Genomic DNA, 22,750 nt, shown 5'->3' with positions numbered 1-22,750 from the left:
GTGAGTACTGGAACTGGGATCACCACGCGCGGGAAGGTCGCCCTGCGCGCAGCGGCCGCGGCCTCCTGGGCGTCGCAGAAGGCCGGGCGCGGCAAGGGCTCGATGATCGGCGGGCTGATCGCCCTCAAGATCGATCCGACCCTGATGGAACAGCTCGGCGCCCACCGGCGCACCGCGGTGATCACCGGCACCAACGGCAAGTCCACCACCACCCGGATGACCGCGGCGGCGCTCTCCACCCTCGGTGAGGTCGCGACGCAGGCGGACGGCGCCAACATGGACGCCGGCATCGTCGCCGCGCTCAGCACCCGCGTCCACGCGCCCCTCGCCGCCCTCGAGGTCGACGAACTGCACGTCCCGCACGTCAGCGACGCCGTCAACCCCGAAGCCCTCGTTCTGCTCAACCTCAGCCGCGACCAGCTCGACCGCGTCGGCGAGATCAACATGATCGAACGCAAACTTCGCGCCTGCGTCGCCGCGCACCCGGAGTCCGTCGTGATCGCCAACTGCGACGACGTCCTCGTCGCCTCCGTCGCCTACGACGCGAAGAACGTCGTCTGGGTCGCCGCGGGCGGCGGCTGGGCCAGCGACGCCGCCAGCTGTCCGCGCACCGGCGAACCCATCGTCTGGGAGGGCTCGCACTGGCGCAGCACCGGCTCCGACTTCGCGCGCCCGACGCCCGACTGGTGGCTGGACGACGAAAACCTGTACGGCCCCGACGGTCTGAAGATCCCGATGACGCTCGCCCTGCCCGGGCGCGCCAACCGCGGCAACGCCGCGCAGGCCGTCGCGGCAGCCGTCGCGATGGGTGCGAAGGCGGAGGACGCGGTCGCCGCCGCGGCCACCGTGCAGGAGGTCGCGGGCCGCTACAGCACCGTCGAGGTCGGATCGCACTCCGTGCACATGCTGCTCGCGAAGAACCCCGCCGGCTGGCAGGAAGCGCTGTCGATGATCGACCCCACCGTCGACGGACTCGTGATCGCCGTCAACGGGCAGGTTCCCGACGGCGAGGACCTGTCCTGGCTGTGGGACGTGCGGTTCGAGCACTTCGAGGGCGTCAAAGTGGTGGCAGCCGGCGAACGCGGCACCGACCTTGCCGTCCGCCTCACGTACGCCGGCGTCGAGCACACCCTCGACCCGAACCCGTTGCGGGCCATCGCGTCCTGCCCACCCGGACGCGTCGAGGTGCTCGCCAACTACACCGCGTTCCGCGACCTCAACACCGCCATCGCGAAGGAGGCGCGCAATGCCTGACTCGACCGTCCGCATCGGCCTGGTGCTGCCCGACGTGATGGGCACCTACGGCGACGGCGGCAACGCCCTGATCCTCCGGCAGCGGTTGCGGATGCGCGGCTACGACGCAGAGATCGTCGAGATCACGCTGAACGACCCGGTCCCGGAGTCGCTCGACGTGTACACGCTCGGCGGCGCCGAGGACTCGGCGCAACGCCTCGCCACCCGGCACCTCGCCAAGTACCCCGGCCTGCAGAAGGCCGCCGAACGCGGCGCCCCCGTCCTGGCGATCTGCGCCGCCATCCAGGTGCTCGGCAACTGGTACGAGACGTCGAGCGGCGAACGCGTCGACGGTGTGTCGATGCTCGACGTCACCACGTCCCCGCAGGCGACGCGGTCCATCGGCGAGGTGATCACCACCCCGCAGATCGACGGCTTGACGCAGCCGCTGACGGGCTTCGAAAACCACCGCGGCGGAACCACACTCGGCGCCGGCGCACGCGGGCTCGCCCGGGTCACGCACGGTGTCGGCAACGGCGTCGGAGACGGACTCGAAGGCGTCGTGCAGGGTTCCGTGATCGGCACGTACATGCACGGACCCGCGCTCGCCCGCAACCCCGAACTCGCCGACCTGCTGCTGAAGCGGGCACTGGGCGTCGACGAACTCGCCCCCCTCGACCTGCCCGAGGTCGACCAACTGCGCCGGGAGCGTCTGCGCGTCTAGGCACGTGAGTGACAAAGTGTGGTCCCGCACGCTTTCCCACTCACCTGGGCAGGTGAGTGGGAAAGAGTCCCCGGACACGCTTTTTCACTCACGTGGGCAGGCGGGACACCGGTGCGTCGTGTCGGCCCAGCCCTCCCGGACCAGCACGCGCCGCACCTCCTCGAACACCCCGCACGGGTCGCGGGTGGTCTCGTCCCAACCGTAGACCAACCGCGGACGGTCGGCGAGTTCCGCGGCATTGTCACGCCGGCGGTCACGGAAGCGGGACTGCTGCCCGCTGTGATATTGCTGCCCGTCGAGCCGGACGATCAACGGGACTCCGGTCGGGCTGTAGTCGACGTCTTCGTACAGAATCCGGCCGTCCACGACGTGCGGCATCTGACGCTTCCCGGCCGGCAGTCCGTGCGACCTCTCGACGTCGAGCGCGTACCGGTGCTCGAGGACGGATTGGACGCCGTCGCCGAGCAGCGTCACCGCATCGGCGATCTCCGTCGCGTGCCGGTACGGGCGCCGGAGCTCGAGTTTCCGGCGGAGCGCATCGACGTGAACCTTGCCGTTGGTGGCCGCTTCGATCAATCGCGCCGCCGCTTCCTTCGGGGTTTCTTCGGACACAGCGAGGTCGAACACCGTGTCGGCCTTCGATGTTCGGGGTTGGCGAAACGGGACGGCGATGTGCCCGAAGGCCCGGGACCGATGGACCACAACGCCGCCGTGCACGAGGGCGTTTCCGGCAGAGGTCGGGCGTGGACCGCCCGTTACGCGTACCGTCGAGCCCTGGTTCACCGCCGAGCACTTGTAGGGCACGGTGATGTGAACCGGAGCGGACGGGTCGTCGATGCGGAGCATCCCCCACTCCTCGGCCGCGGTCCGGTGGCTGAGGATCGCGCGACCGCCGCCGTAGAGAAGCGCGGCGGAGAGGGCCATCGGGCGCGTGAGCGGGCCGTTGGTCACCGCGATGACCCGGGGAAGCACCCTCAACCATTGGCCGGTGACCACCCGGTGCCGGAGTGCGGTGGCACTGACGCCGTGCGCCCGTAGCTGTGCCGTGGTGACGACGCCGTCCTGGGCGTCGAGAAGCGCTTGCCATGAGTCGTGTTCCATGCCCGAAACGGTGTCGGCCCTCCCCGACACGGATCGGTCCCGCGGGCCCGGTTATCCACAGGCTGTGCATAACCCAGGTGAGTGGCAAAGCGTCCCCGGCGACGCTTTGCCACTCACGTGTCAGTGCAACCCAGCAGTTGCACGAACCGGCAGACGTGTGCAACCATGGAGTTGCAGATCACCTCACGAGGAAGGTAGCCGTCATGGACGCATCGAGCAGCATCACCAGGACCGTTGTCGTGAACGCCCCGAGAGCGGCGGTATGGGCGGCGATCACGGATCCCGAGAAGATCAGCCAGTGGTTCGGGCAGCGCACGTCGCTCGACCTCAGTGTCGGCGGCGAGGCCGCCTTCACGTGGGACGAGCACGGCACGGCCCGCGCCGTCGTCACGGAGGTCGACGAACCGAACGCGTTCGGTTTCCGCTGGGCCGCCGACATCGACGCCGACCCAGTGGTCGGCAACTCGACCCTGGTGCGGTTCACGCTGTCCGAGCACGCCGCCGGCACCGAACTGACCGTCGTCGAAACCGGGTTCGACACCCTCGACCGCGAGGTCGCCGACCAGAAGCGGGCCCGCGAGGCCAACGTCCAGGGCTGGCACGCCGAACTCGACGAACTGGTCGCGTACCTGCACGGCGTGAAGGCATGACGGTGGGCACGTATGCCGAACTGGCCTCGGTGTTCGCGGCGCTGTCCGACGAGACTCGCTGGGAGATCCTGACCGAACTGGGGCGGTCGGACCAGTCGGCGTCGTCGCTGGCCACCCGGCTTCCGGTGTCGCGGCAGGCCATCGCGAAGCATCTGACCGCTCTGCAGGCGTGCGGGCTGGTGGAGTCGGTGAAGGTGGGCCGCGAGATCCGCTACCGCGCGCTGGGCGCCGAACTGAACAAGACGGCGCGGACGCTCGAACGGATCGGGGCCGAGTGGGACCGCCGCTTGGCGGCCATCAAGGAGATCGCGGAATCGATGGAGGAGTAAAGACCCCAGACAGGGGTTCGGCCGGGAATGCTTCTGCATTCTCGGCCGGATCTCTGCTTCTCGAGTTTTCTCTGCTCACAGGTACATTTCCTCGATCCGCACAACTGACGATACACGCGAGTGATCTACGTCACAAGAGGTTCCACCGGACTTTTCTTCGCCCGATCGTGCCCGGGCAGCGTCAGGGACACCGCGAACACCAGGACCGCCAGCACGGCGCACACCCCGTAGGCGGTCGAGAATCCGGCAGCCGAGGCGACGCCGCCCACCATGCTCGCGGCCAGGACGGTCGCGACGACTGCACTGCACATGGTCGTGCCCATCGTCCGCAGCAGCACGTTGACGCCGTTGGCCGCGGCCATCTGCGTGGACGGCACGGCCCGGACGATCAGCATCGGCAGCGTGCTGTACACCAGTGCCGTTCCGATCGCCGCGACCCCGAGCGCCGCGATCACCAGCCACAGCTCCTTGTGCGGCACGGTGTGCAGTGCGTAGCCGAGGACGAGGCAGATCGCGCCCGACAGGATCGTCACCTTGGACCCGTAGCGCTCGGACACCCGGGCGCCGACCTGCGCGAAGACGATCATCGACAGACTCGTCGGGAGCTGGCACACCGCGGCCTGGAGGATGGTCAGGCCGTAGCCGGCGTCGCCGCGGGGCGCCTGAAGCAGCTGGGTGGTGATGAGGGCGTTTCCGTAGAACGCGAAACCGACGAGCAGCGCCGTGACGTGCGGCAGCAGCACCGACCGTCGCCCCGACACCCGCAGATCCACGAGTGGGTTCCGGTTCCGCAACTGCTGATACCCCCACAGCGCGAACAGGAACACCGCGGACCCGAACATGCCGAGCACCGCAGGACTTCCCCAGCCCCACGAGCTGCCCTGGGTGATCGGGACGAGCAGGCAGACGAGTGCGGCGGTCAGACCGACGGCGCCGACCCCGTCGAACCGCCCGCCCGACCGCACCTCGGACTCGCGGATGAACAGCATCGCGGCCACGGTGACCGCGAGCCCGATGCCGGCGATGACCCAGAAGAGGACGTGCCAGTTGGAGTATTCGGCGACAGACGCCGCGAACGGCAGTCCGAGCGCGGTGCCGATACCGAGGGTCGAACTCATCATGGCGATGGCGCCGTGGACCTTCTCGCGCGGCAGTTCGTCGCGGAGGATCGAGATTCCGACCGGGATGACGGCAGCGCCCGCCCCCTGCAGCCCCCGCGCGAAGATGAGGAACGCGATGTCGGACGTCACGGCGCAGATCAACGCGCCGATCGTCATGAAGACGAACGCGACAATGAGCATGCGCTTCTTGCCGAACATGTCGGCGAGCCTGCCGAAGATCGGGGTGACGACCGCGCCGACCAGGAGGGTGGTGGTGATCAGCCAGGACACCGACGTCTGACTCGCACCGGTGAACGTCGGCATGCTGGGCAGGAGGGGCACCATGACCGTCTGCAGGACGGCCTGGAACACACCCGCGAACGCGAGAATCGGGAAGAGGTAACGCGATCCGTTGGCCGATGTTGGTTGCGCGCCCGGGTGATCCGCGAGCGCCGAGAGCGGGCGCGGCAACGAGATCGTCAAATTTCACCCCTCGCGCAGCTGGTAAATGGTTGTTCACCACATTAGGTGAACAACCATTTACCCCGCAAGCCGGACAATCCCCCCTCAGCCGTCGAGCAACTCCTGCACCAGCGGGGCGTATTGCGCCACCACCTCGTCCGGCGTGCCCGTCGCATGCTCCTGCATCATCTTGCGGCGCATGACAGCAAGCCCCGTCAGCATCGACATCACCAGTTCCGCGCGCAGCCGGCCACCCGGCCCGGGCAGTCGTTCGGCCAGCGTGTCGATCATCTGCGTCGAATAGTTGGCCCGGAGCTTCCGGCTGCTCTCCTCGCTCGGCCCGCTCATGAACAGGATGTTCAGCGACAATGGCTTGTACGGTTCGAGCGGCCGGGCGAATATCGACACCATCCGCTCACCCAGACCGTCCAGCGGACCGCTGAACAGCACCTCCGCGGCAGATCGGAAGTCGACGAGCGCATCGAACAACTGCTCCTTCGACCCGAAGTACTTGATGATCAGCGGTGCGCTGACCCCCGCGTCCTCGGCGATGTCCTTGAGCGTGATCTCCCGGTACGGACGCGTCGCGAACGCCCGTCCCGCAGCGTCGACGATCAGCGACCGCGTCTGCTCGGCCGTCCGCTTCACCGGCGCCGCCGTGCCCGGATCCGACGTCACAGCGTGCGCCTCCCCGACAACGCCCGGCCCAGGGTGAGCTCGTCGGCGAACTCCAGGTCGCCGCCCATCGGCAGACCCGACGCGAGCCGGCTGACCGTGAGACCGGGGAAGTCCCGCAGCATCCGCACCAGATACGTCGCGGTGGCCTCCCCCTCGGTGTTGGGATCGGTCGCGATGATCACCTCGGAGACGTCGACGCCGTCCTCCTGATTACCGATGCGCGCGAGCAACTCCCGGATACGCAGTTGGTCGGGGCCCACCCCGGACAGCGGATCCAGCGCGCCGCCCAGAACGTGATAGCGGCCCTTGAATTCACGGGTGCGCTCCACGGCCTGGACGTCCTTCGGCTCCTCGACCACACAGATCACCGTGCGGTCGCGACGCGGATCGGCGCAGATGCGGCAGTGTTCCTTGTCGGACACCGTGCCGCACACGACGCAGAACTGGACGCCGTCACGCACCCGCTGCAGGGCGTTCTTGAGCCGGTCGATTTCCGGCGGCTCGACACTGAGCAGGTGGAACGCGATGCGCTGCGCGCTCTTCGGCCCGACGCCGGGCAGCTTGCCCAGCTCGTCGATCAGATCCTGAACCGGACCTTCGTACACGCCGCGCCTCTAGAAACCGGGGAGGCCGGGCAGGCCGCCCCCACCGAATCCACCCGCGAGCGGACCGAGCTTCTGCGCCGCGATCTCCTGCGCCTTGCTCGACGCGTCCTCGATCGCACCGATCACGAGGTCCTGCAGAGTCTCCACGTCGTCGGGATCGACGACCTTCGGATCGATCTTCAGACCGACCACTTCACCTGTTCCCTTGACCGTCGCGGTCACGAGTCCGCCACCGGCCTGCCCGGTGACCTCGGCCTCGGCCATCTCCTGCTGCGCGGCCATCAGCTGCTGCTGCATCTGCTGCGCCTGCGCGAGGAGCTGCGACATGTCGGGTTGTCCACCTGGTTGCACTGACGTGGTCCTTTCTGCTGTTTCCCCTGCCAGCGTAGACCGTGACCGTCAGCGCGGTCCGCCGCCGATGCCGTCGTACGAATCCCGTCGACGGCGCCGGAGCGAACGGGACCCGGGTCAGCCGAGTTCGCGCTCGAGGTTCGCCAGCACCTGCCCCTGGATCTTCTTCAGACCCAGCGGGGCGAACGTCTTCTCGAAGAAGCCGCCGATGCCGCCCGCGCCCTTCCACTCGGTGGTCGTGGTGACCGTCGACCCGCTGCCGCTCGGCGCGACGACCCAGGTGGTGACGAGCGACGAGTTCGCGTCCGTCTCGGTGATCGTGTTGCCCGCCACGGTGACCGTGGCCTTGATGTCGCGGGACCGCTTCTCGGTGGCCTTCAGCGTCCACTGCGCGACGGTGCCGCCGCCCTGCCCGCCCTCGAGGACGCGGTAGTCCAGGTACTGCTCCGAGAGGATCCGCGGACGCACCGTCTCGTAGTCCGTCAAAGCCGCGAGCGCCTTCTCCGGTGTGGCTGCGACGGTGATCGAACTGCTCGCGCTGACCTGGCCCACTGTTCTGACTCCTCTTGTACGATTTGTACGAAACTGCTTCCTCCTCCCATCCTGCCTTCCAGCCGCGAGTCGGGGCGATGACGTGGCAATCTATTGTGAGGTAGCTCACTTCGGCATGGTCGCGACCCGCACATTGATGAGACATTTGTGTGAATCTTGGGTCGCGCGCGCCGATATGCGTGGCTTGAACCCTCGGAGAGGGATAGCGTCAAGGTGTGGCTGCCTCTTCGGTTGAACTACTGAAAAGCATGCGGGAGGGTGGACGCCCCTTCCGTGCGCATCGCACTCTGCCCGTCACGGGTATCGACGCTCACCGCGCCGGCGTCCGACGACTCCTCGCGTCCTACCGTGCGATCCCCACGGACGCCACGGTGCGGCTCGCGAAGAAGACGTCCAACCTGTTCCGGGCCCGGGCGCAGACCAGCGCACCCGGCCTCGACGTCTCCGGCCTCGGCGGAGTCATCTCCGTCGACCCGCAGGCCCGGACCGCGGACGTCGCCGGAATGTGCACCTACGAGGACCTGGTGGACGCCACCCTGCCGTATGGGCTGGCGCCGCTGGTGGTTCCGCAGCTCAAGACCATCACGCTCGGTGGCGCGGTCACCGGCCTCGGCATCGAGTCGACGTCGTTCCGCAGCGGGCTCCCCCACGAATCGGTCCTCGAGATCGACGTCCTCACCGGCAGCGGCGACATCGTCACCGCGACACCGGAAGGCGAGAATTCCGACCTGTTCTGGGGGTTCCCCAACTCGTACGGAACGCTCGGCTACTCGACGCGTCTGCGCATCCAGCTCGAGCCCGTCAAACGGTATGTGGCACTGCGGCATCTGCGTTTCGACTCGCTGGACGAGCTGCAGTCGGCGATGGATCGCATCGTCACCGACCGCGTCCACGACGGCATCCCCGTCGACTACCTGGACGGCGTCGTCTTCACCGAGTCCGAGAGTTACCTGACGCTGGGCCATCAGACCGACGAGGGCGGCCCCGTCAGCGACTACACCGGCCAGAACATCTTCTACCGATCCATCCAGCACAGTTCGGTGAACCACCCCAAAACGGACAAACTCACCATCCGAGACTATCTGTGGCGCTGGGACACCGACTGGTTCTGGTGCTCACGCGCCTTCGGCGCCCAGAACCCCACCGTCCGCAGGCTGTGGCCGAAGCGACTCCTCCGCAGCAGCTTCTACTGGAAGCTCATCGCCCTCGACCACAAGTACGACATCGGCGACCGGATCGAGAAGCGCAAGGGCAACCCGCCGCGGGAACGCGTCGTGCAGGACGTCGAAGTCCCCATCGACCGCACCGCGGATTTCGTCCGCTGGTTCCTCGACGAGATCCCCATCGAGCCGCTGTGGCTGTGCCCGTTGCGGTTGCGGGAACCCGCCCCCGCAGGCGCGTCCTCGCAACGCCCGTGGCCCCTGTACCCCCTCGAACCGAAACGCACGTACGTGAACATCGGCTTCTGGTCCTCGGTCCCCATCGTCCCGGGCCGGCCCGAGGGGGCGGCGAATCGACTGATCGAAGACAAGGTCAGCGACTTCGACGGACACAAGTCCCTCTACTCCGATTCGTACTATTCACGCGAAGACTTCGAACGCCTCTACTACGGCGGCGATCGATACACGGAACTGAAAAAACGCTACGACCCCAAAACACGATTACTGGACCTTTTCTCCAAGGCGGTGCAACGTCGATGACAACCCTGAAAGCTTCACGCTCGCAAGACCACAAGCTGACCATCGCAGAGATTCTCGAAACTCTGTCCGACGGCATGCTCCCCCTGCGGTTCTCCGCCTACGACGGCAGCGCCGCAGGCCCGGAGGACGCCCCCTACGGGCTCCACCTCAAGACGACGCGGGGCACCACGTACCTGGCGACCGCACCCGGCGACCTCGGCATGGCCCGGGCCTACGTGTCCGGCGACCTCGAGGCCCGCGGCGTCCACCCCGGCGACCCGTACGAGATCCTCCGCGTCATGGGCGACGAACTGCACTTCCGTCGCCCGTCCGCGCTCACACTCGCCGCCATCACCCGGTCGCTCGGCTGGGATCTGCTGCGCCCCATCGCCCCTCCCCCGCAGGAGCACCTCCCGCGGTGGCGCCGGGTCGCGGAAGGTTTGCGGCACTCCAAGTCCCGTGACGCCGAGGTCATCCACCACCACTACGACGTCTCGAACACGTTCTACGAGTACGTCCTCGGCCCGTCCATGACGTACACGTGCGCGTGTTACGAGAACGCCGAGCAGACCCTCGAAGAGGCGCAGGAAAACAAATACCGCCTCGTCTTCGAGAAGCTCGGCCTCCAACCCGGCGACCGCCTGCTCGACATCGGTTGCGGCTGGGGATCGATGGTCCGGTTCGCCGCACGCCGCGGCGTCAAGGTCATCGGCGTCACCCTGTCCCGCGAACAAGCCGAATGGGCGCAGAAGGCCATCGCCGAAGAGGGGTTGTCCGACCTCGCCGAGGTCCGGTTCTCCGACTACCGCGATGTCCCCGAGACCGGCTTCGACGCCATCTCCTCCATCGGCCTGACCGAGCACATCGGCGTCGGCAACTACCCCGCCTACTTCGGACTGCTGCAGAGCAAACTCCGCGAAGGCGGCCGGCTGCTGAACCACTGCATCACCCGGCCCGACAACCAGAGTCAGGCCCGCGCAGGCGGGTTCATCGACCGGTACGTGTTCCCCGACGGCGAACTCACCGGCTCCGGACGCATCATCTCCGAGATCCAGAACGTCGGACTCGAGGTGCGGCACGAGGAGAACCTGCGCGAACACTACGCACTCACCCTCGCCGGATGGTGCCAGAACCTGGTCGACAACTGGGATGCCTGCGTCGCAGAGGTCGGGGAAGGCACCGCCCGCGTGTGGGGCCTCTACATGGCCGGGTCGCGACTCGGCTTCGAACGCAACGTCGTTCAGCTGCACCAGGTCCTCGCCGTCAAGCTCGGGCCGAAGGGCGAGGCGCACGTCCCGCTCCGGCCGTGGTGGAAGTAGGCGGCTCCGCCGCTCGTGCGCCTTTTTGGTAGGGCGGGTTCAACCGGTCGTTGCAACATCCCTGATGATGGAGGGTGTTGCAGATGGTGATGATCGGTCGTCCGCCGGCGTCGGAGCNGNCGCGGTTGATGTTCTGGCAGTGTCGTACGCAGGGTGCCACGGTCGTGGAAGCGGCGTGCGCCGCGGAGGTGACCGCGTCCACCGCGCGCCGGTGGATCATCGACTCCGGTGGGGTTCGTCCCCGCCGGAGTCCACCCCGATCCGCCCGGTTCCTGTCCCTCGAGGATCGCGAACAGATCGACGTGATGGTCCGCGACCGGTGCAGCATCACCGCGATCGCGGCGGCGTTGGGGCGGCATCGCACCACGATCAGCCGGGAGATCGAGCGGGGCACCAACCGGCGCGGCTACTACGTCGCCTCCACCGCACACCGGGCCGCGCAGGCGAGGTCCCGGCGCCCGAAACCGGCGAAGCTCGCCGTCCACGACCGGCTGCGGGCGTTCGTGGAGAAACAGCTGACGAAGAAGTTCTCACCCGAGCAGATCTCCCGGACCCTGGTGCGCAGGTTCCCGAACGACCCGGAGATGCGTGTGTCCCACGAGACGATCTACCTCTCGCTCTACATTCAGGCCCGCGGCGGCCTCAAACGTGAGCTGACCAGCGCACTCCGGACCGGGCGGGCGTTGCGTAAGGGCCACCGCAAACCCGGCGAGCGGCGCGGCCGGATCCCGAACATGGTCAATGTGTCCGAGCGCCCNTCCGAGGCCGAGGACCGGAAGGTCCCCGGGCACTGGGAGGGCGATCTGATCATGGGCGAGGGCAACCGGTCGGCGATCGGCACCCTGGTCGAGCGCAGCTCCCGGTTCGTGATGCTGCTGCATCTGCCCGGCGGGCATTCCGCCCAGAACGTGCGGGAGGCGATGGCCGCGCAGATCGGGGAGCTGCCGGAGGCGTTGGCGCGGTCGNTCACCTGGGATCAGGGCACCGAGATGACCCAACACGCCCAGTTCACCGTCGACACGGGGGTGCAGATCTACTTCTGCGATCCGCACTCCCCGTGGCAACGGGGCACGAACGAGAACACCAACGGGCTGCTGCGCCAGTACTTCCCCAAGGGCACCGACCTGTCCGTGCATTCCGCCGAGCACCTACGGTTCGTCGCCGACGAACTCAACGACCGTCCCCGCAAAACCCACGACTGGCATACTCCAGCCGAGAAGCTCAACGAATTATTCGATGGTGCAACGACCGCATGAATTCGCCTAGCGGGAACAACCAGAAAGGCGCACGGGCGCGAAGCGCCTACAGCAGGTCGCGGATGGCCCGCTCGAAACCGGCGACATGCTCGAGGGTGAGCGCGGACGCGGTGTCCCCGTCGCCGTCGACGATGGCCCGCAGCAGGGCGACGTGCTCGCGGACGTGGGCGGCGACGTCCGGCAGCCGGTCGAGGAAGAGGCACCAGATGCGGGTGGCGTGGGCGTCGAGGCTGACGAGGATGTCTTCGAGGTGCGGATTGCCGGACGCCCGGTAGATCTCGCGGTGCACCCGCACGTCCTTGCGCAGGACGTCGCGCGGGTCTTCGCTGTCGTCGATCTCCGCGATCTCGTCGGCGAGGGCGGACAGCCGGGCCCGGGCGTCCTGCGACGCCGTGCGGGCGGCCCGGGCGGCGGCCGTGGGTTCGAGTTGCTTGCGGATCTCGGAGATGTCGGCGAGGTCGGTCATGTCGACGGCGGTGGCGAACGTGCCGCGACGGGGGTAGGCAATGACGAGACGCTCCCGTTCGAGGCGCTTGAGCGCTTCCCGCACGGGCGTCCGGCCGAAACCGAGTTCCTCGGCGAGGCGGTCGTCGTTGATCGGCTCGCCCGGCCGGATGTCGAGCATGACCAGGCGTTCGCGCACGATCTCGTACGCGCGGTCGGCGTTGGTGCCGCCGTTCGATGCCGTGTCCGCGACCGATGAATGCGCCAGGCTCATGTTCCGTCTCCCTGATTCTCCGGAGCTATTGACCTTTGTCCGGTACTGACCTTACGCTACTTTCCAGTTGATATATCAGTTCCAGTTCAACTGACCTTCCAGAAAGGCGAACCATGACCGTGGACACCGCAAACCTCACCGAGGTGGCAGCAGCGAACCCGACGCTGACTCATTCGCTCGCCGACCTCGATCCCGCCGTGCACCAGGCGATCGCGGCCGAGCTGGAGCGCCAGCAGGGCACCCTGGAGATGATCGCCAGTGAGAACTTCGCCCCGCTCGCGGTGATGCAGGCGCAGGGGTCGGTGCTGACCAACAAGTACGCCGAGGGCTACCCCGGCCGCCGCTACTACGGTGGTTGCGAGCACGTCGACGTCATCGAGCAGCTCGCCATCGACCGCCTGAAGACGCTGTTCGGCGCGGAGTTCGCGAACGTGCAGCCGCATTCCGGGGCGCAGGCCAACGCCGCGGCGATGGCGGCACTGCTGCAGCCCGGCGACGGCATCCTCGGACTCGACCTCGCGCACGGCGGTCACCTCACCCACGGGATGAAGCTGAACTTCTCCGGCAAGCTCTACGACGTCGCCGCCTACCACGTCCGCGAGGACGACCACCTCGTCGACATGGACGAGGTCGAGCGCCTCACCCGCGAGCACCGCCCCAAGCTGATCATGGCCGGCTGGTCCGCGTACCCCCGCCAACTCGACTTCGCCCGGTTCCGCGCGATCGCCGACGAAGTCGGCGCCTACCTGATGGTCGACATGGCGCACTTCGCCGGACTGGTCGCCGCCGGACTGCACCCCTCCCCCGTCCCGCACGCGCACGTGGTGACGTCGACGACGCACAAGACGTTGGGCGGTCCCCGCGGCGGCGTCATTCTCACCAACGACGCGGCGCTGGCGAAGAAGTTCAACTCCTCGGTGTTCCCCGGACAGCAGGGTGGCCCGCTCGAGCACGTGATCGCAGGCAAGGCCGTCTCGTTCAAGCTCGCCGCCGAACCCGAGTTCCGCGAACGCCAGGAGCGCACCCTCGCCGGTGCGAAGATCCTCGCCGACCGCCTCCTGCAAGCAGATTCGCGGGCCGCAGGCATCAACGTCGTCTCCGGCGGCACCGACGTCCACCTCGTCCTGGTGGACCTGCGCGAGTCCGAACTCGACGGCAAGCAGGCCGAGGACCGGCTGCACCGCGTGGGAATCACGGTGAACCGCAACGCCGTCCCGTTCGACCCCCGCCCGCCGATGGTCAGCTCCGGCGTGCGGATCGGCACCCCCGCTCTCGCCACCCGCGGTTTCGACGAGGCCGCGTTCACCGAGGTCGCCGACATCATCAGCCACGCGCTGCGCCCCGCCACCGACGAGGCCGGACTCGACGGCCTGCGCGCCCGGGTCGACTCCCTCGCCGCCGCGTTCCCGCTCTACCCCACCCTCACGGAGGCGAACTGATGAGTGCCACCCAGCCGCCCGGCGCGCACCTGCCCGACCACCCGGACTTCCTGTGGCGCAACCCGGAACCGAAGAAGTCCTACGACGTCGTGATCGTCGGCGGCGGCGGGCACGGTCTCGCGACCGCGCACTACCTCGCCAAGAACCACGGCATCACCAACGTCGCCGTCCTGGAGAAGGGCTGGCTCGCGGGCGGGAACATGGCCCGCAACACCACGCTGATCCGCTCGAACTACCTGTGGGACGAGAGCGCGAAGATCTACGAGCACGCGCTGAAGCTGTGGGAGGGCCTCGAGGACGACCTCGACTACCCGATCCTGTTCAGCCAGCGCGGCGTCCTCAACCTCGCGCACAGCCTCCAGGACGTCCGCGACAGTGTCCGCCGGGTCGAGGCCAACAAACTCAACGGCATCGACGCCGAATGGGTCGGACCCGACGAGGTCAAGAAGCTGTGTCCGCTGGTGAACATCTCGAACGACATCCGCTACCCGGTGCTCGGCGCCACGTATCAGCCGCGGGCCGGCATCGCGAAGCACGACTACGTGGCGTGGGGATTCGCCCGGCGCGCCGACGAGGCCGGCATCGACATCATCCAGAACTGTGAAGTCACCGGCTTCGTCACCGACGGCAACAAGGTCACCGGGGTCCGCACCACCCGCGGCGACATCGCCGCCGGGCAGGTCGCACTCTGCGCGGCCGGGCACACCTCCACCCTCACCGACATGCTCGGCATCCGTACCCCCGTGCAGTCCCACCCGCTGCAGGCCCTGGTCTCCGAACTGCTCGAACCCGTGCACCCGACGATCGTGATGTCCAACGCCATCCACGTGTACGTCTCCCAGGCGCACAAGGGCGAACTGGTGATGGGCGCCGGTGTCGACTCCTACAACGGCTACGGCCAGCGCGGGGCGTTCCACATCATCGAACGCCAGATGGCGGCCGCCGTGGAACTGTTCCCCGTGTTCGCCCGGGCGCACCTGCTGCGCACCTGGGGCGGCATCGTCGACACCTGCCCCGACGCCTCCCCCATCGTCGGCCGCACCCCCTACGACAACGTGTATCTCAACTGCGGTTGGGGCACCGGCGGATTCAAGGCCACCCCAGGGTTGGGCTGGTGTCTGGCGGACACCATCGCGAACGACGAACCGCACGAGTTCATCGCGCCGTTCAGCCTCGACCGGTTCGTCACCGGCGCCCTCGTCGACGAGCACGGCGCTGCTGCCGTCGCCCACTAACCAGGAGCCACAATGCAACTCATCGAATGCCCGTGGTGCGGGTCCCGGGAGGAAACCGAGTTCCACTACGGCGGCGAAGCCCACGTCGTGTACCCGGAAGACCCGCAGTCGCTGACCGACGAGCAATGGGCGCACTTCGTGTTCTTCCGCGCGAACCCGAAAGGCCTTTTCGCGGAACGGTGGAACCACAGCGCCGGCTGCCGGCGCTGGTTCAACGCCGTACGAGACACCGCCACCTACCGATTCCACAGCGTCTACCGCTTGGACGAGCAGAAGCCGACGATATCGTGAACGCACCCTTCCGCACCCGCCAGGGCGGTCGCCTCGACCGCGACACCTCCTACACCTTCACGTTCGACGGCCGGGAACTGACCGGTCACCCCGGTGACACGCTCGGCTCGGCCCTGCTCGCGAACGGCGTCCACCAGGTCACCACCAGCATCAAGCTCGGCAGGCCCCGCGGTATCACCGCCGCCTGGGCCGAGGACACCGGCGGCCTCGTGCAGATCGAGGAGCCGTTCCCCGAGCCGATGCTGCTCGCCACCACCATCGAGTTGTTCGAGGGCCTCGTCGCCCGCGGCATCCCCGGTCAGGGACGTCTCGCGACCATCGCCGATTCGGCGAAGTACGACGCCAAGCACGTCCACACCGACCTCCTGGTCGCCGGCGCCGGCCCGGCCGGTCTCGCCGCCGCGCTCACCGCGGCCCGGGCCGGTGCGCGGGTCGTTCTCGTCGACGAGCAGTGCGAAGCCGGCGGCGACCTGCTCGGCAGCACGGATCGGATCGACGGCGCTCCCGCTCTCGACTGGGTCGCGGCCGCGGTCGCCGAACTGGCGACCTACCCGGACGTGCTGCACCTGCAGCGCACCACCGCGTTCGGCAACTACGACGACGGCTTCGTCCTCGCCCTGGAGCGTCGTACCGATCATCTCGGTGTCGAGGCCCCGGCCGCTCTGAGCCGCCAACGTGTCTGGCGGATCCGCGCCCGGCACATCCTCGTCGCCGCCGGAGCGCACGAGCGTCCCGTCGTCTTCACCGACAACGACCGCCCCGGCATCATGCTCGCGCACGGCGCCCGCACCTTCCTGCACCGCTACGGCGTCAAGGTCGGCGAGCAGGCCGTCGTGTTCACCACCAACGACAGTGCGTACGAGGCGGCGATCGACCTGCACGACGCCGGTGTCCGCATCAACGCGATCGTCGAGGCCCGCGACACCGCCCCCGCCGGCCTGCTGGCCGAATGCGAGGCGCGCGGAATCCCCGTCCGCACCGGGTCCGTCGTATGCGGCACCCGTGGCAACGGCCGGGTCAGCCACGCCCTCGTCACCTCCCGCGGCGACGACACCGGCACCGCAATCCCACTCGCGTGCGACGCATTGCTCGTCAGCGGCGGCTGGAACCCGGCCGTGCACCTGTTCAGCCAGGCCCGCGGCAAACTGAAGTACGACGAGAATCTGGGTGCGTTCGTGCCCGGCGAGGACCTCGACGGCGTTACCGTCGCCGGCTCCGCCAACGGCATCTTCGACCTCGGCGGGTGTCTGCACGACGGCGAGCGCGCGGGCCGGGATATTGTGGGCGCGTTGGGCTTCGACCCCCCCGCTGCGGATACCGCACCGTCCGTCGCACCCGAGACGACGAAGCCCCTGGTGCTGTGGCGGGTGGCCGATGTAGCGGGGCAGGACACCCAGTTCGTCGACGTCCAGCGCGACGCGACGGTCGCCGACCTCGCCCGCGCGGTCGGCGCCGGGATGACGTCGATGGAGCACATCAAGCGCTACACGACCATCGGCACCGCGCACGACCAGGGCAAGACGTCGGGTGTGATCTCCTCCGGCATCACCGCCGAACTCCTCGGCCGCCCGATCGAGACGCTGGGCACCACCACGTTCCGGCCGCCGTACACCCCGGTCGCGTTCGCCGCCCTCGCCGGCCGCAGTCGCGGCGCCCTGTTCGACCCCGAGCGGGTGACGGCTCTGCACGACTGGCACGTCGGCCGCGGCGCGGTGTTCGAGGACGTCGGCCAGTGGAAGCGTCCCCGCTACTACCCGCTGCCCGGGGAGGACATGGACGCGGCGGTGCTGCGCGAATGCGCCGCCGTGCGCCGCAGCATCGGCATCCTCGACGGCTCGACCCTCGGCAAGATCGACGTTCAGGGACCCGACGCCGGGGTGCTGCTCGACATGCTCTACACGAACATGATGAGCACCCTGAAGGTCGGCATGGTCCGCTACGGCGTCATGTGCGGCGTCGACGGCATGGTCATCGACGACGGCACCGTGATGCGCCTGGCCGACGACCGGTACCAGGTGTTCACCACCACCGGCGGCGCCGCGAAGATCCTCGACTGGATGGAGGAATGGCTCCAGACCGAATGGCCCCACCTGCAGGTGCGGCTGACCTCCGTCACCGAGCAGTGGGCGACGTTCCCCGTCGTCGGACCGAAATCGCGTGACGTGATCGGTGAGGTCTTCCCCGACCTCGACGTCACCAACGACGCGTTCCCGTTCATGGCCTGGCGGGACACGGCCCTGGGCGACCTGCACGTGCGGGTGGCCCGGGTCAGCTTCTCCGGCGAACTCGCCTACGAGGTCAACGTCAACGGCTGGCACGCCCCCGCGGTCTGGGCGCGCCTGATCGCCGCCGGCGAGAAGTTCGACATCACCCCGTACGGCACCGAGACCATGCACGTCCTGCGCGCCGAAAAGGGATACCCGATCATCGGGCAGGACACCGACGGCACCGTCACCCCGCAGGACCTCGGAATGAGCTGGGCAGTGTCGAAGAAGAAGGTCGACTTCGTCGGCAAGCGCTCCTTCAGCCGGGAGGAGAACCAGAACCCGCTGCGCAAGCAGTTCGTCGGACTGCTGCCCCTCGACAAGCAGACCGTGCTGCCCGAGGGCGCGCAGATCATCGAGGAGGTACTGGACGGGAACCTGCCAACCGCGCCGGTCCCGATGCTCGGGCACGTCACCTCCAGCTACCTCAGCGCCGAACTCGGCCGCCCGTTCGGTCTCGCCCTCGTCAAGGGCGGCCGAGCCCGAGTCGGTGACACCCTGCACGTCCCGGTGGACGGCCGCCTGGTGGCCGTGGAGGTCACCGGTTCCGTTCTCGTCGATCCCGAAGGAGCACGTCGCGATGGCTGACACCCTCGTCCCGCTCAGCCCCCTGCACGGCTGGGACCAGAAGTTCTCGGCGCTCCCCGAGTCGGTGCGCATCACCGAGGAGCCGTTCGTCTCGATGGTCGACCTGTGGGTGGACCCGAGCGGCCCCGGTGGGGCGGCGGCGGGCACCGCGCTCGGTATCGACCTGCCCACGACACCGTCGACCCGGGTGGACAGCGGCGCGGTCACCGCGGTCTGGCTCGGCCCGGAGGAATGGCTGATCACCACGCGATCCCAGTCCCCCGAGGAACTCGAGGGAACGCTGCGGACCGCGGTGACCCCGCACGGCGGCGCGGCGATCGACGTCTCCGGGCAGCGCACGACGATCCGGCTCACGGGGGCACACGCCCGCGACATCCTGGCCAAGGGCTGCTCGATCGACCTGCACCCCACCGTGTTCCGTCCGGGATCGGCCGTGCAGACCATGCTCGGCCTCGCCGGTGTCGTGCTGATCGCACTCGACGACAGCGGCACCGACTACCGCATCCTGGTACGGGCCTCGTTCGCCCGGTACCTCGCGGCGTGGCTGATCGATGCCGGCGAGGAATTCGGCGTCGGTCCCGTGTAACGCGACAGTTCTCGGCCCGGGGGGCGACATGACGGCGCCCCCCGGGCCGATCCCTGCAAGGAGGTTCGCACCATGCCCCCACGTTCGATTCTGCACGCGCCCCCGACGGCCGGCGCCGAACGACTGCTCGGCGCGCTCGCCCGCGACATTCCCCTGGTCTGCGGAATCGTCAACGTGACCCCGGATTCGTTCTCGGACGGCGGCCGCTACCGCGATCCCGCACGGGCGGTCGATCACGGGTTGTCGCTCGTCGCCGAGAGCGCCGATCTCCTCGACGTCGGAGGGGAGTCGACCCGGCCCGGATCGACACCACCGTCGGTATCCGACGAGATCGACCGGGTGGTTCCCGTGGTCGAGGCGCTCGCGCGCCACACGTCGGTCCCGATCTCGGTCGACACCTCACGCCCCGAGGTGATGCGCGAGGCGGTCGCCGCCGGCGCGTCGATGATCAACGACGTTCGTGCCCTGCGGCTGCCCGGCGCGCTGCAGGCCGCCGCCGACCTGCAAGTCCCGGTCTGCCTGATGCACATGCTCGGGGATCCGGCGACGATGCAGGTCTCACCGCGATATCGGGACGTCGTGCACGAGGTCCGCCGGTTCCTCCTCACCCGGATCGACGCTTGCCACGCCGCCGGCATCCCGGCCGAGCACATCCTGCTCGATCCGGGCTTCGGATTCGGCAAGACCCTGGCACACAACCTCCGGCTGCTGTCCGAACTCCGGCAGATCACCGAGATCGGCGTTCCGGTCATGGCGGGCCTGTCGAGGAAGGGCATGCTCGGAGCCATCACCGGCCGCGATGTCGACCACCGGCAAGCCGCATCCGTCGCCGCAGCCCTGATCGCCGCCCAGAACGGCGCCGCCGTCCTCCGCGTCCACGACGTCGCCGCCACCGTCGACGCGGTATCGGTATACCGTGCGCTCGTATATCGTGGTCCCGCCACCTCCAGTCACGTGCCGAATCGAGACTCCGCCCTGTGAACGCTTCCATGTCCGCCGCAGTGGGGCTCGCGACGCTCGACTCAGCTGAGGTTCAGTTGATGGAGACCATGTATCACGATCCCCGCACGGGCTTGCGGCATCTCGATCGTCACCTGTCGCGTCTGGCACACTCGGCGGCGGTCCTCGGGTACGAGTTCGAGGAACGAGAGGTTCGGCGCCACCTCGCGCAACAGCTGCCGTGCGCCGGAGCGGCCCGGGTCCGGGTGCGACTGCACCGCGACGGCGGGGTGGACGTCGACGTCTTCGCTCCTCCGGTCGCGCCTGCCTGCGTATCGCTCGTCCTGGACGACGAGCCCGTCGATTCCCTCGACATCCTCCTCGGGCACAAGACGACGCTGCGCGAGCGGTACGACCGCAGGCGTCACCGCAATCCCGATGCCGACGACGTCGTGCTGGTCAACGAACTCGGACACGTCACCGAGACCACGATCGCGAACCTCGCCGCCCGGATCGACGGCGTCTGGTGGACGCCGCCGTTGTCGTCGGGATGCCTGCCGGGTGTCGAGCGGTCGTGGCAGCTCGACCGCGGGTTGATGCGCGAGCGGATTCTCACGCCGAGCGACCTCCTGGCCGCCGAGGCACTGGCCGTGACGAGTTCGCTCAAGGGCGTACTGCCCGCGACCCTCCGGCCGTAACCGCTCCGTTCCGAACGTTCTCCGGATCACCTCTTGACCCACCTCGCCACCTGACCTACCGTTATCACTAATACTGATATATCAATACCCGACCTGTTTGATCACCAGCGAGACTTCCGCGACCCCACCGCCCGACTGTCAAAGGAAAAGGCATGAGAGCTCGACAGATTCCCTCGGATCGACGGTTCACGGCCACGCACAGCTGGGTGGCCCTTGCACCGGGACAGAAGTTCTCCGACTTTCCGCTTCGCGCCGGCGTCACCGACACGGCCCTCGACGACGTCGAGGTGGTCCGGCTGGAACTTCCGGCAGTCCGCAGCACGATCGAGGCAGGCACCCCCTGCGCCCTGGTGTGGTCGTCCGCCCGGACCGCCGTCACGGTGTACGCGCCGATCAGCGGACTCGTCACGATGACGAACGCCGACGCCGCCGAGAATCCACAACTCGTCGCCGACGACCCGTTTCACAGTGGCTGGCTGTTCGCCGTCCTGCCCTCGCCGACCTCGTCCGCGTACGGACTCCTCACACCCGCGCAATACGCGACCGAACTCAGCGAGGCGGTGTAAACACATGACCATCAGCGTGTTCGACCTGTTCTCCGTCGGTGTCGGCCCCTCCAGTTCGCACACCGTCGGGCCCATGCGCGCGGCCGCGCGATTCGTGTCCGACCTGCACACGCTCGGCGCGTTCGACGACGTCACCGACGTCCGCGTCGACCTGTACGGCTCGCTCGCCGCGACCGGTGCCGGTCACGGGACGATGTCCGCGGTCCTGCTCGGCCTCGAGGGGTATCGGCCCGAGACGATCGAAACCGAGGAGATGGAGCAGCGACTCGAGGCGATGCGGACCACGCGGCGCATCGCGCTCGGCGGCTCGCACCACATCGCGCTGGCCGAGGACGAGATCGTCCTTCACCCGCTGACGATCCTGCCGTTCCACCCGAACGGGATGACGGTGACGGCCTATGGGGCCGGGAACGTGGAAATCCATCGGGAGACGTACTTCTCGATCGGTGGCGGATTCGTTGTCACCGAAGCCGAGAGCACGGAACACCGGCCGGCGCCGGTGAGCGGGTCGTCGTTCGGGTCCGCGAAGGAACTCCTCGACATCTGCGCGCGGCACGGATACCGCATCAGCCAGGTCATGCACGAGTTCGAGAGCGAAACCCGTTCGGCCGCGGAGATCCGTGACCGGCTGCTCCACATCCGCGACGTCATGGTCGAGTGCGAGCGGCGCGGCATCTCCCGCGACGGGCTCCTTCCCGGTGCGCTGCGCGTCCGGCGTCGCGCCCGGGACTGGTATCTGCGGCTCGATCAGGAAGACCCACAGCGTGATCCCGCGTTCGCGGAGGACTGGGTCAACCTCGTCGCGCTCGCGGTCAACGAGGAGAACGCGTCGGGTGGGCGCATCGTCACCGCCCCCACCAACGGCGCCGCGGGCATCATCCCCGCGGTCCTGCACTACGCCGTCCACTACACGCCCGCCGGACGGGCCGACCCGGACGAGACCGCTGTCCGGTTCCTCCTCGCGGCCGGCGCAGTCGGATCCCTCTACAAGGAGCGGGCGTCGATCTCCGGCGCCGAAGTCGGCTGCCAGGGCGAGGTGGGTTCGGCGGCCTCGATGGCCGCCGCAGGACTGGCCGAAATCCTCGGCGGCACACCGGAACAGGTGGAGAACGCCGCGGAGATCGCCATGGAACACAGCCTCGGCCTGACCTGCGACCCCATCGAGGGCCTCGTCCAGATTCCGTGCATCGAACGGAACGCGATCTCGGCAGGCAAGTCCATCAACGCCGCCCGGATGGCCCTGCGCGGCGACGGTACCCACCGCGTCAGCCTGGACCAGGTGATCGAGACGATGCGCTCGACCGGCGCCGACATGCTGTCGAAGTACAAGGAGACGTCCACCGGCGGTCTCGCCGTCAACGTCCCGGTCAACTACGTCGAGTGCTGA

The 22,750-nt window shown here is 68.3% G+C and carries 23 protein-coding genes; 16 read left to right on the top strand and 7 right to left on the bottom strand.

What is annotated here, in order from left to right:
- Together CA951_RS12750 and CA951_RS12745 are read left to right on the top strand one after the other, a co-directional pair.
- Complete coding sequence (locus CA951_RS12750) at nucleotides 1-1,254, top strand: MurT ligase domain-containing protein (RefSeq protein WP_087557188.1); 1,254 nt, start codon at nucleotides 1-3, stop codon at nucleotides 1,252-1,254.
- Complete coding sequence (locus CA951_RS12745; RefSeq protein WP_087557187.1) at nucleotides 1,247-1,957, top strand: type 1 glutamine amidotransferase; 711 nt, start codon at nucleotides 1,247-1,249, stop codon at nucleotides 1,955-1,957. Before CA951_RS12750 ends, CA951_RS12745 begins: the two co-directional genes overlap by 8 nt.
- Before the next feature lie 84 nt (nucleotides 1,958-2,041).
- Here the strand turns inward: CA951_RS12745 and CA951_RS12740 are convergent, their stop codons facing one another.
- Nucleotides 2,042-3,058: a type IV toxin-antitoxin system AbiEi family antitoxin domain-containing protein gene (locus CA951_RS12740; RefSeq protein ID WP_087557186.1), complete on the bottom strand. Its 1,017-nt coding sequence runs from the start codon at nucleotides 3,056-3,058 to the stop codon at nucleotides 2,042-2,044.
- Nucleotides 3,059-3,261: 203 nt separating this feature from the next.
- Here CA951_RS12740 and CA951_RS12735 point away from each other — a divergent pair, with 203 nt between their 5' ends.
- Together CA951_RS12735 and CA951_RS12730 are read left to right on the top strand one after the other, a co-directional pair.
- The gene (locus CA951_RS12735; RefSeq protein ID WP_087557185.1) at nucleotides 3,262-3,708 is read left to right on the top strand and encodes an SRPBCC family protein; all 447 of its coding nucleotides are present in this window, start codon (nucleotides 3,262-3,264) and stop codon (nucleotides 3,706-3,708) included.
- Entirely contained in the window at nucleotides 3,705-4,037 is a 333-nt protein-coding gene (locus CA951_RS12730; RefSeq protein WP_072938215.1) for a helix-turn-helix transcriptional regulator, read from the top strand. The genes CA951_RS12735 and CA951_RS12730 overlap by 4 nt, the downstream gene beginning before the upstream one ends.
- A 125-nt stretch (nucleotides 4,038-4,162) precedes the next feature.
- Here CA951_RS12730 and CA951_RS12725 read toward each other — a convergent pair whose 3' ends face one another.
- The 5 genes from CA951_RS12725 to CA951_RS12705 form a co-directional block, all read right to left on the bottom strand.
- Nucleotides 4,163-5,620, bottom strand: a complete 1,458-nt coding sequence (locus tag CA951_RS12725; protein WP_087557184.1) for an MFS transporter — start codon at nucleotides 5,618-5,620, stop codon at nucleotides 4,163-4,165.
- 84 nt (nucleotides 5,621-5,704) lie between these two features.
- Nucleotides 5,705-6,277, bottom strand: coding sequence for a TetR/AcrR family transcriptional regulator (locus CA951_RS12720; RefSeq protein WP_087557183.1), 573 nt, complete (start codon nucleotides 6,275-6,277; stop codon nucleotides 5,705-5,707).
- On the bottom strand, nucleotides 6,274-6,882 hold the full coding sequence (gene recR / locus CA951_RS12715) for a recombination mediator RecR (RefSeq protein ID WP_005248644.1): 609 nt from the start codon (nucleotides 6,880-6,882) through the stop codon (nucleotides 6,274-6,276). Before recR ends, CA951_RS12720 begins: the two co-directional genes overlap by 4 nt.
- Before the next feature lie 9 nt (nucleotides 6,883-6,891).
- Nucleotides 6,892-7,209 carry a YbaB/EbfC family nucleoid-associated protein gene (locus CA951_RS12710; RefSeq protein WP_218028832.1) on the bottom strand — a complete coding sequence of 106 codons (318 nt, stop codon included), beginning with the start codon at nucleotides 7,207-7,209 and terminating at the stop codon, nucleotides 6,892-6,894.
- 141 nt (nucleotides 7,210-7,350) lie between these two features.
- The gene (locus CA951_RS12705) at nucleotides 7,351-7,785 is read right to left on the bottom strand and encodes an SRPBCC family protein (protein WP_087557182.1); all 435 of its coding nucleotides are present in this window, start codon (nucleotides 7,783-7,785) and stop codon (nucleotides 7,351-7,353) included.
- Nucleotides 7,786-8,033: 248 nt separating this feature from the next.
- Here CA951_RS12705 and CA951_RS12700 point away from each other — a divergent pair, with 248 nt between their 5' ends.
- The 3 genes from CA951_RS12700 to CA951_RS12690 all read left to right on the top strand — a co-directional run bounded on the left by CA951_RS12700 (nucleotide 8,034) and on the right by CA951_RS12690 (nucleotide 12,039).
- A complete protein-coding gene (locus tag CA951_RS12700) occupies nucleotides 8,034-9,485 on the top strand; it encodes an FAD-binding oxidoreductase (protein WP_087557181.1) in 1,452 nt (483 codons plus the stop codon).
- Entirely contained in the window at nucleotides 9,482-10,783 is a 1,302-nt protein-coding gene (locus tag CA951_RS12695) for a class I SAM-dependent methyltransferase (RefSeq protein ID WP_087557180.1), read from the top strand. Before CA951_RS12700 ends, CA951_RS12695 begins: the two co-directional genes overlap by 4 nt.
- Before the next feature lie 83 nt (nucleotides 10,784-10,866).
- Complete coding sequence (locus CA951_RS12690) at nucleotides 10,867-12,039, top strand: IS30 family transposase (RefSeq protein WP_087557179.1); 1,173 nt, start codon at nucleotides 10,867-10,869, stop codon at nucleotides 12,037-12,039.
- A 46-nt stretch (nucleotides 12,040-12,085) separates the two neighbouring features.
- Here CA951_RS12690 and CA951_RS12685 read toward each other — a convergent pair whose 3' ends face one another.
- Nucleotides 12,086-12,757 (bottom strand): GntR family transcriptional regulator, encoded by a 672-nt coding sequence (locus CA951_RS12685; protein WP_087557178.1) that lies wholly within the window; start codon nucleotides 12,755-12,757, stop codon nucleotides 12,086-12,088.
- A gap of 113 nt (nucleotides 12,758-12,870) precedes the next feature.
- On the opposite strand from CA951_RS12685, the gene glyA reads away from it, so the two are divergent.
- The 9 genes from glyA (at nucleotide 12,871) to CA951_RS12640 (ending at nucleotide 22,750) form a co-directional block, all read left to right on the top strand.
- Nucleotides 12,871-14,196: a serine hydroxymethyltransferase gene (gene glyA, locus CA951_RS12680; RefSeq protein ID WP_087557177.1), complete on the top strand. Its 1,326-nt coding sequence runs from the start codon at nucleotides 12,871-12,873 to the stop codon at nucleotides 14,194-14,196.
- Nucleotides 14,196-15,431 (top strand): sarcosine oxidase subunit beta family protein, encoded by a 1,236-nt coding sequence (locus CA951_RS12675; protein ID WP_087557176.1) that lies wholly within the window; start codon nucleotides 14,196-14,198, stop codon nucleotides 15,429-15,431. The genes glyA and CA951_RS12675 overlap by 1 nt, the downstream gene beginning before the upstream one ends.
- A gap of 12 nt (nucleotides 15,432-15,443) precedes the next feature.
- Nucleotides 15,444-15,722, top strand: a complete 279-nt coding sequence (locus CA951_RS12670; RefSeq protein ID WP_087557175.1) for a sarcosine oxidase subunit delta — start codon at nucleotides 15,444-15,446, stop codon at nucleotides 15,720-15,722.
- On the top strand, nucleotides 15,719-18,574 hold the full coding sequence (locus tag CA951_RS12665; RefSeq protein WP_087557174.1) for a 2Fe-2S iron-sulfur cluster-binding protein: 2,856 nt from the start codon (nucleotides 15,719-15,721) through the stop codon (nucleotides 18,572-18,574). The genes CA951_RS12670 and CA951_RS12665 overlap by 4 nt, the downstream gene beginning before the upstream one ends.
- Nucleotides 18,567-19,160, top strand: a complete 594-nt coding sequence (locus CA951_RS12660; protein ID WP_087557173.1) for a sarcosine oxidase subunit gamma — start codon at nucleotides 18,567-18,569, stop codon at nucleotides 19,158-19,160. Before CA951_RS12665 ends, CA951_RS12660 begins: the two co-directional genes overlap by 8 nt.
- A 72-nt stretch (nucleotides 19,161-19,232) precedes the next feature.
- Nucleotides 19,233-20,141 (top strand): dihydropteroate synthase, encoded by a 909-nt coding sequence (gene folP / locus CA951_RS12655; protein WP_087557172.1) that lies wholly within the window; start codon nucleotides 19,233-19,235, stop codon nucleotides 20,139-20,141.
- Nucleotides 20,138-20,797, top strand: a complete 660-nt coding sequence (locus CA951_RS12650; protein WP_087557171.1) for an aminotransferase class IV — start codon at nucleotides 20,138-20,140, stop codon at nucleotides 20,795-20,797. Before folP ends, CA951_RS12650 begins: the two co-directional genes overlap by 4 nt.
- Before the next feature lie 152 nt (nucleotides 20,798-20,949).
- Nucleotides 20,950-21,363: a glycine cleavage system protein H gene (locus CA951_RS12645; protein WP_087557170.1), complete on the top strand. Its 414-nt coding sequence runs from the start codon at nucleotides 20,950-20,952 to the stop codon at nucleotides 21,361-21,363.
- 4 nt (nucleotides 21,364-21,367) lie between these two features.
- Nucleotides 21,368-22,750, top strand: coding sequence for an L-serine ammonia-lyase (locus CA951_RS12640; RefSeq protein WP_087557169.1), 1,383 nt, complete (start codon nucleotides 21,368-21,370; stop codon nucleotides 22,748-22,750).

Source organism: Rhodococcus sp. NCIMB 12038, assembly GCF_002165735.1.
GTDB lineage: Bacteria > Actinomycetota > Actinomycetes > Mycobacteriales > Mycobacteriaceae > Rhodococcus_F.
This window is presented reverse-complemented; position numbering and strand designations above follow the sequence as displayed.

Excerpts from the sequence above, each read along its gene's own strand:
- CA951_RS12745 (WP_087557187.1), top strand. The coding sequence starts at position 1,247 with ATGCCTGACTCGACCGTCCGCATCGGCCTGGTGCTGCCCGACGTGATG.
- CA951_RS12740 (WP_087557186.1), bottom strand. The coding sequence starts at position 3,058 with ATGGAACACGACTCATGGCAAGCGCTTCTCGACGCCCAGGACGGCGTC.
- CA951_RS12735 (WP_087557185.1), top strand. The coding sequence starts at position 3,262 with ATGGACGCATCGAGCAGCATCACCAGGACCGTTGTCGTGAACGCCCCG.
- CA951_RS12730 (WP_072938215.1), top strand. The coding sequence starts at position 3,705 with ATGACGGTGGGCACGTATGCCGAACTGGCCTCGGTGTTCGCGGCGCTG.
- CA951_RS12710 (WP_218028832.1), bottom strand. The coding sequence starts at position 7,209 with ATGTCGCAGCTCCTCGCGCAGGCGCAGCAGATGCAGCAGCAGCTGATG.
- CA951_RS12700 (WP_087557181.1), top strand. The coding sequence starts at position 8,034 with ATGCGGGAGGGTGGACGCCCCTTCCGTGCGCATCGCACTCTGCCCGTC.
- CA951_RS12695 (WP_087557180.1), top strand. The coding sequence starts at position 9,482 with ATGACAACCCTGAAAGCTTCACGCTCGCAAGACCACAAGCTGACCATC.
- CA951_RS12685 (WP_087557178.1), bottom strand. The coding sequence starts at position 12,757 with ATGAGCCTGGCGCATTCATCGGTCGCGGACACGGCATCGAACGGCGGC.
- glyA (WP_087557177.1), top strand. The coding sequence starts at position 12,871 with ATGACCGTGGACACCGCAAACCTCACCGAGGTGGCAGCAGCGAACCCG.
- CA951_RS12675 (WP_087557176.1), top strand. The coding sequence starts at position 14,196 with ATGAGTGCCACCCAGCCGCCCGGCGCGCACCTGCCCGACCACCCGGAC.
- CA951_RS12670 (WP_087557175.1), top strand. The coding sequence starts at position 15,444 with ATGCAACTCATCGAATGCCCGTGGTGCGGGTCCCGGGAGGAAACCGAG.
- CA951_RS12660 (WP_087557173.1), top strand. The coding sequence starts at position 18,567 with ATGGCTGACACCCTCGTCCCGCTCAGCCCCCTGCACGGCTGGGACCAG.
- folP (WP_087557172.1), top strand. The coding sequence starts at position 19,233 with ATGCCCCCACGTTCGATTCTGCACGCGCCCCCGACGGCCGGCGCCGAA.
- CA951_RS12645 (WP_087557170.1), top strand. The coding sequence starts at position 20,950 with ATGAGAGCTCGACAGATTCCCTCGGATCGACGGTTCACGGCCACGCAC.
- CA951_RS12640 (WP_087557169.1), top strand. The coding sequence starts at position 21,368 with ATGACCATCAGCGTGTTCGACCTGTTCTCCGTCGGTGTCGGCCCCTCC.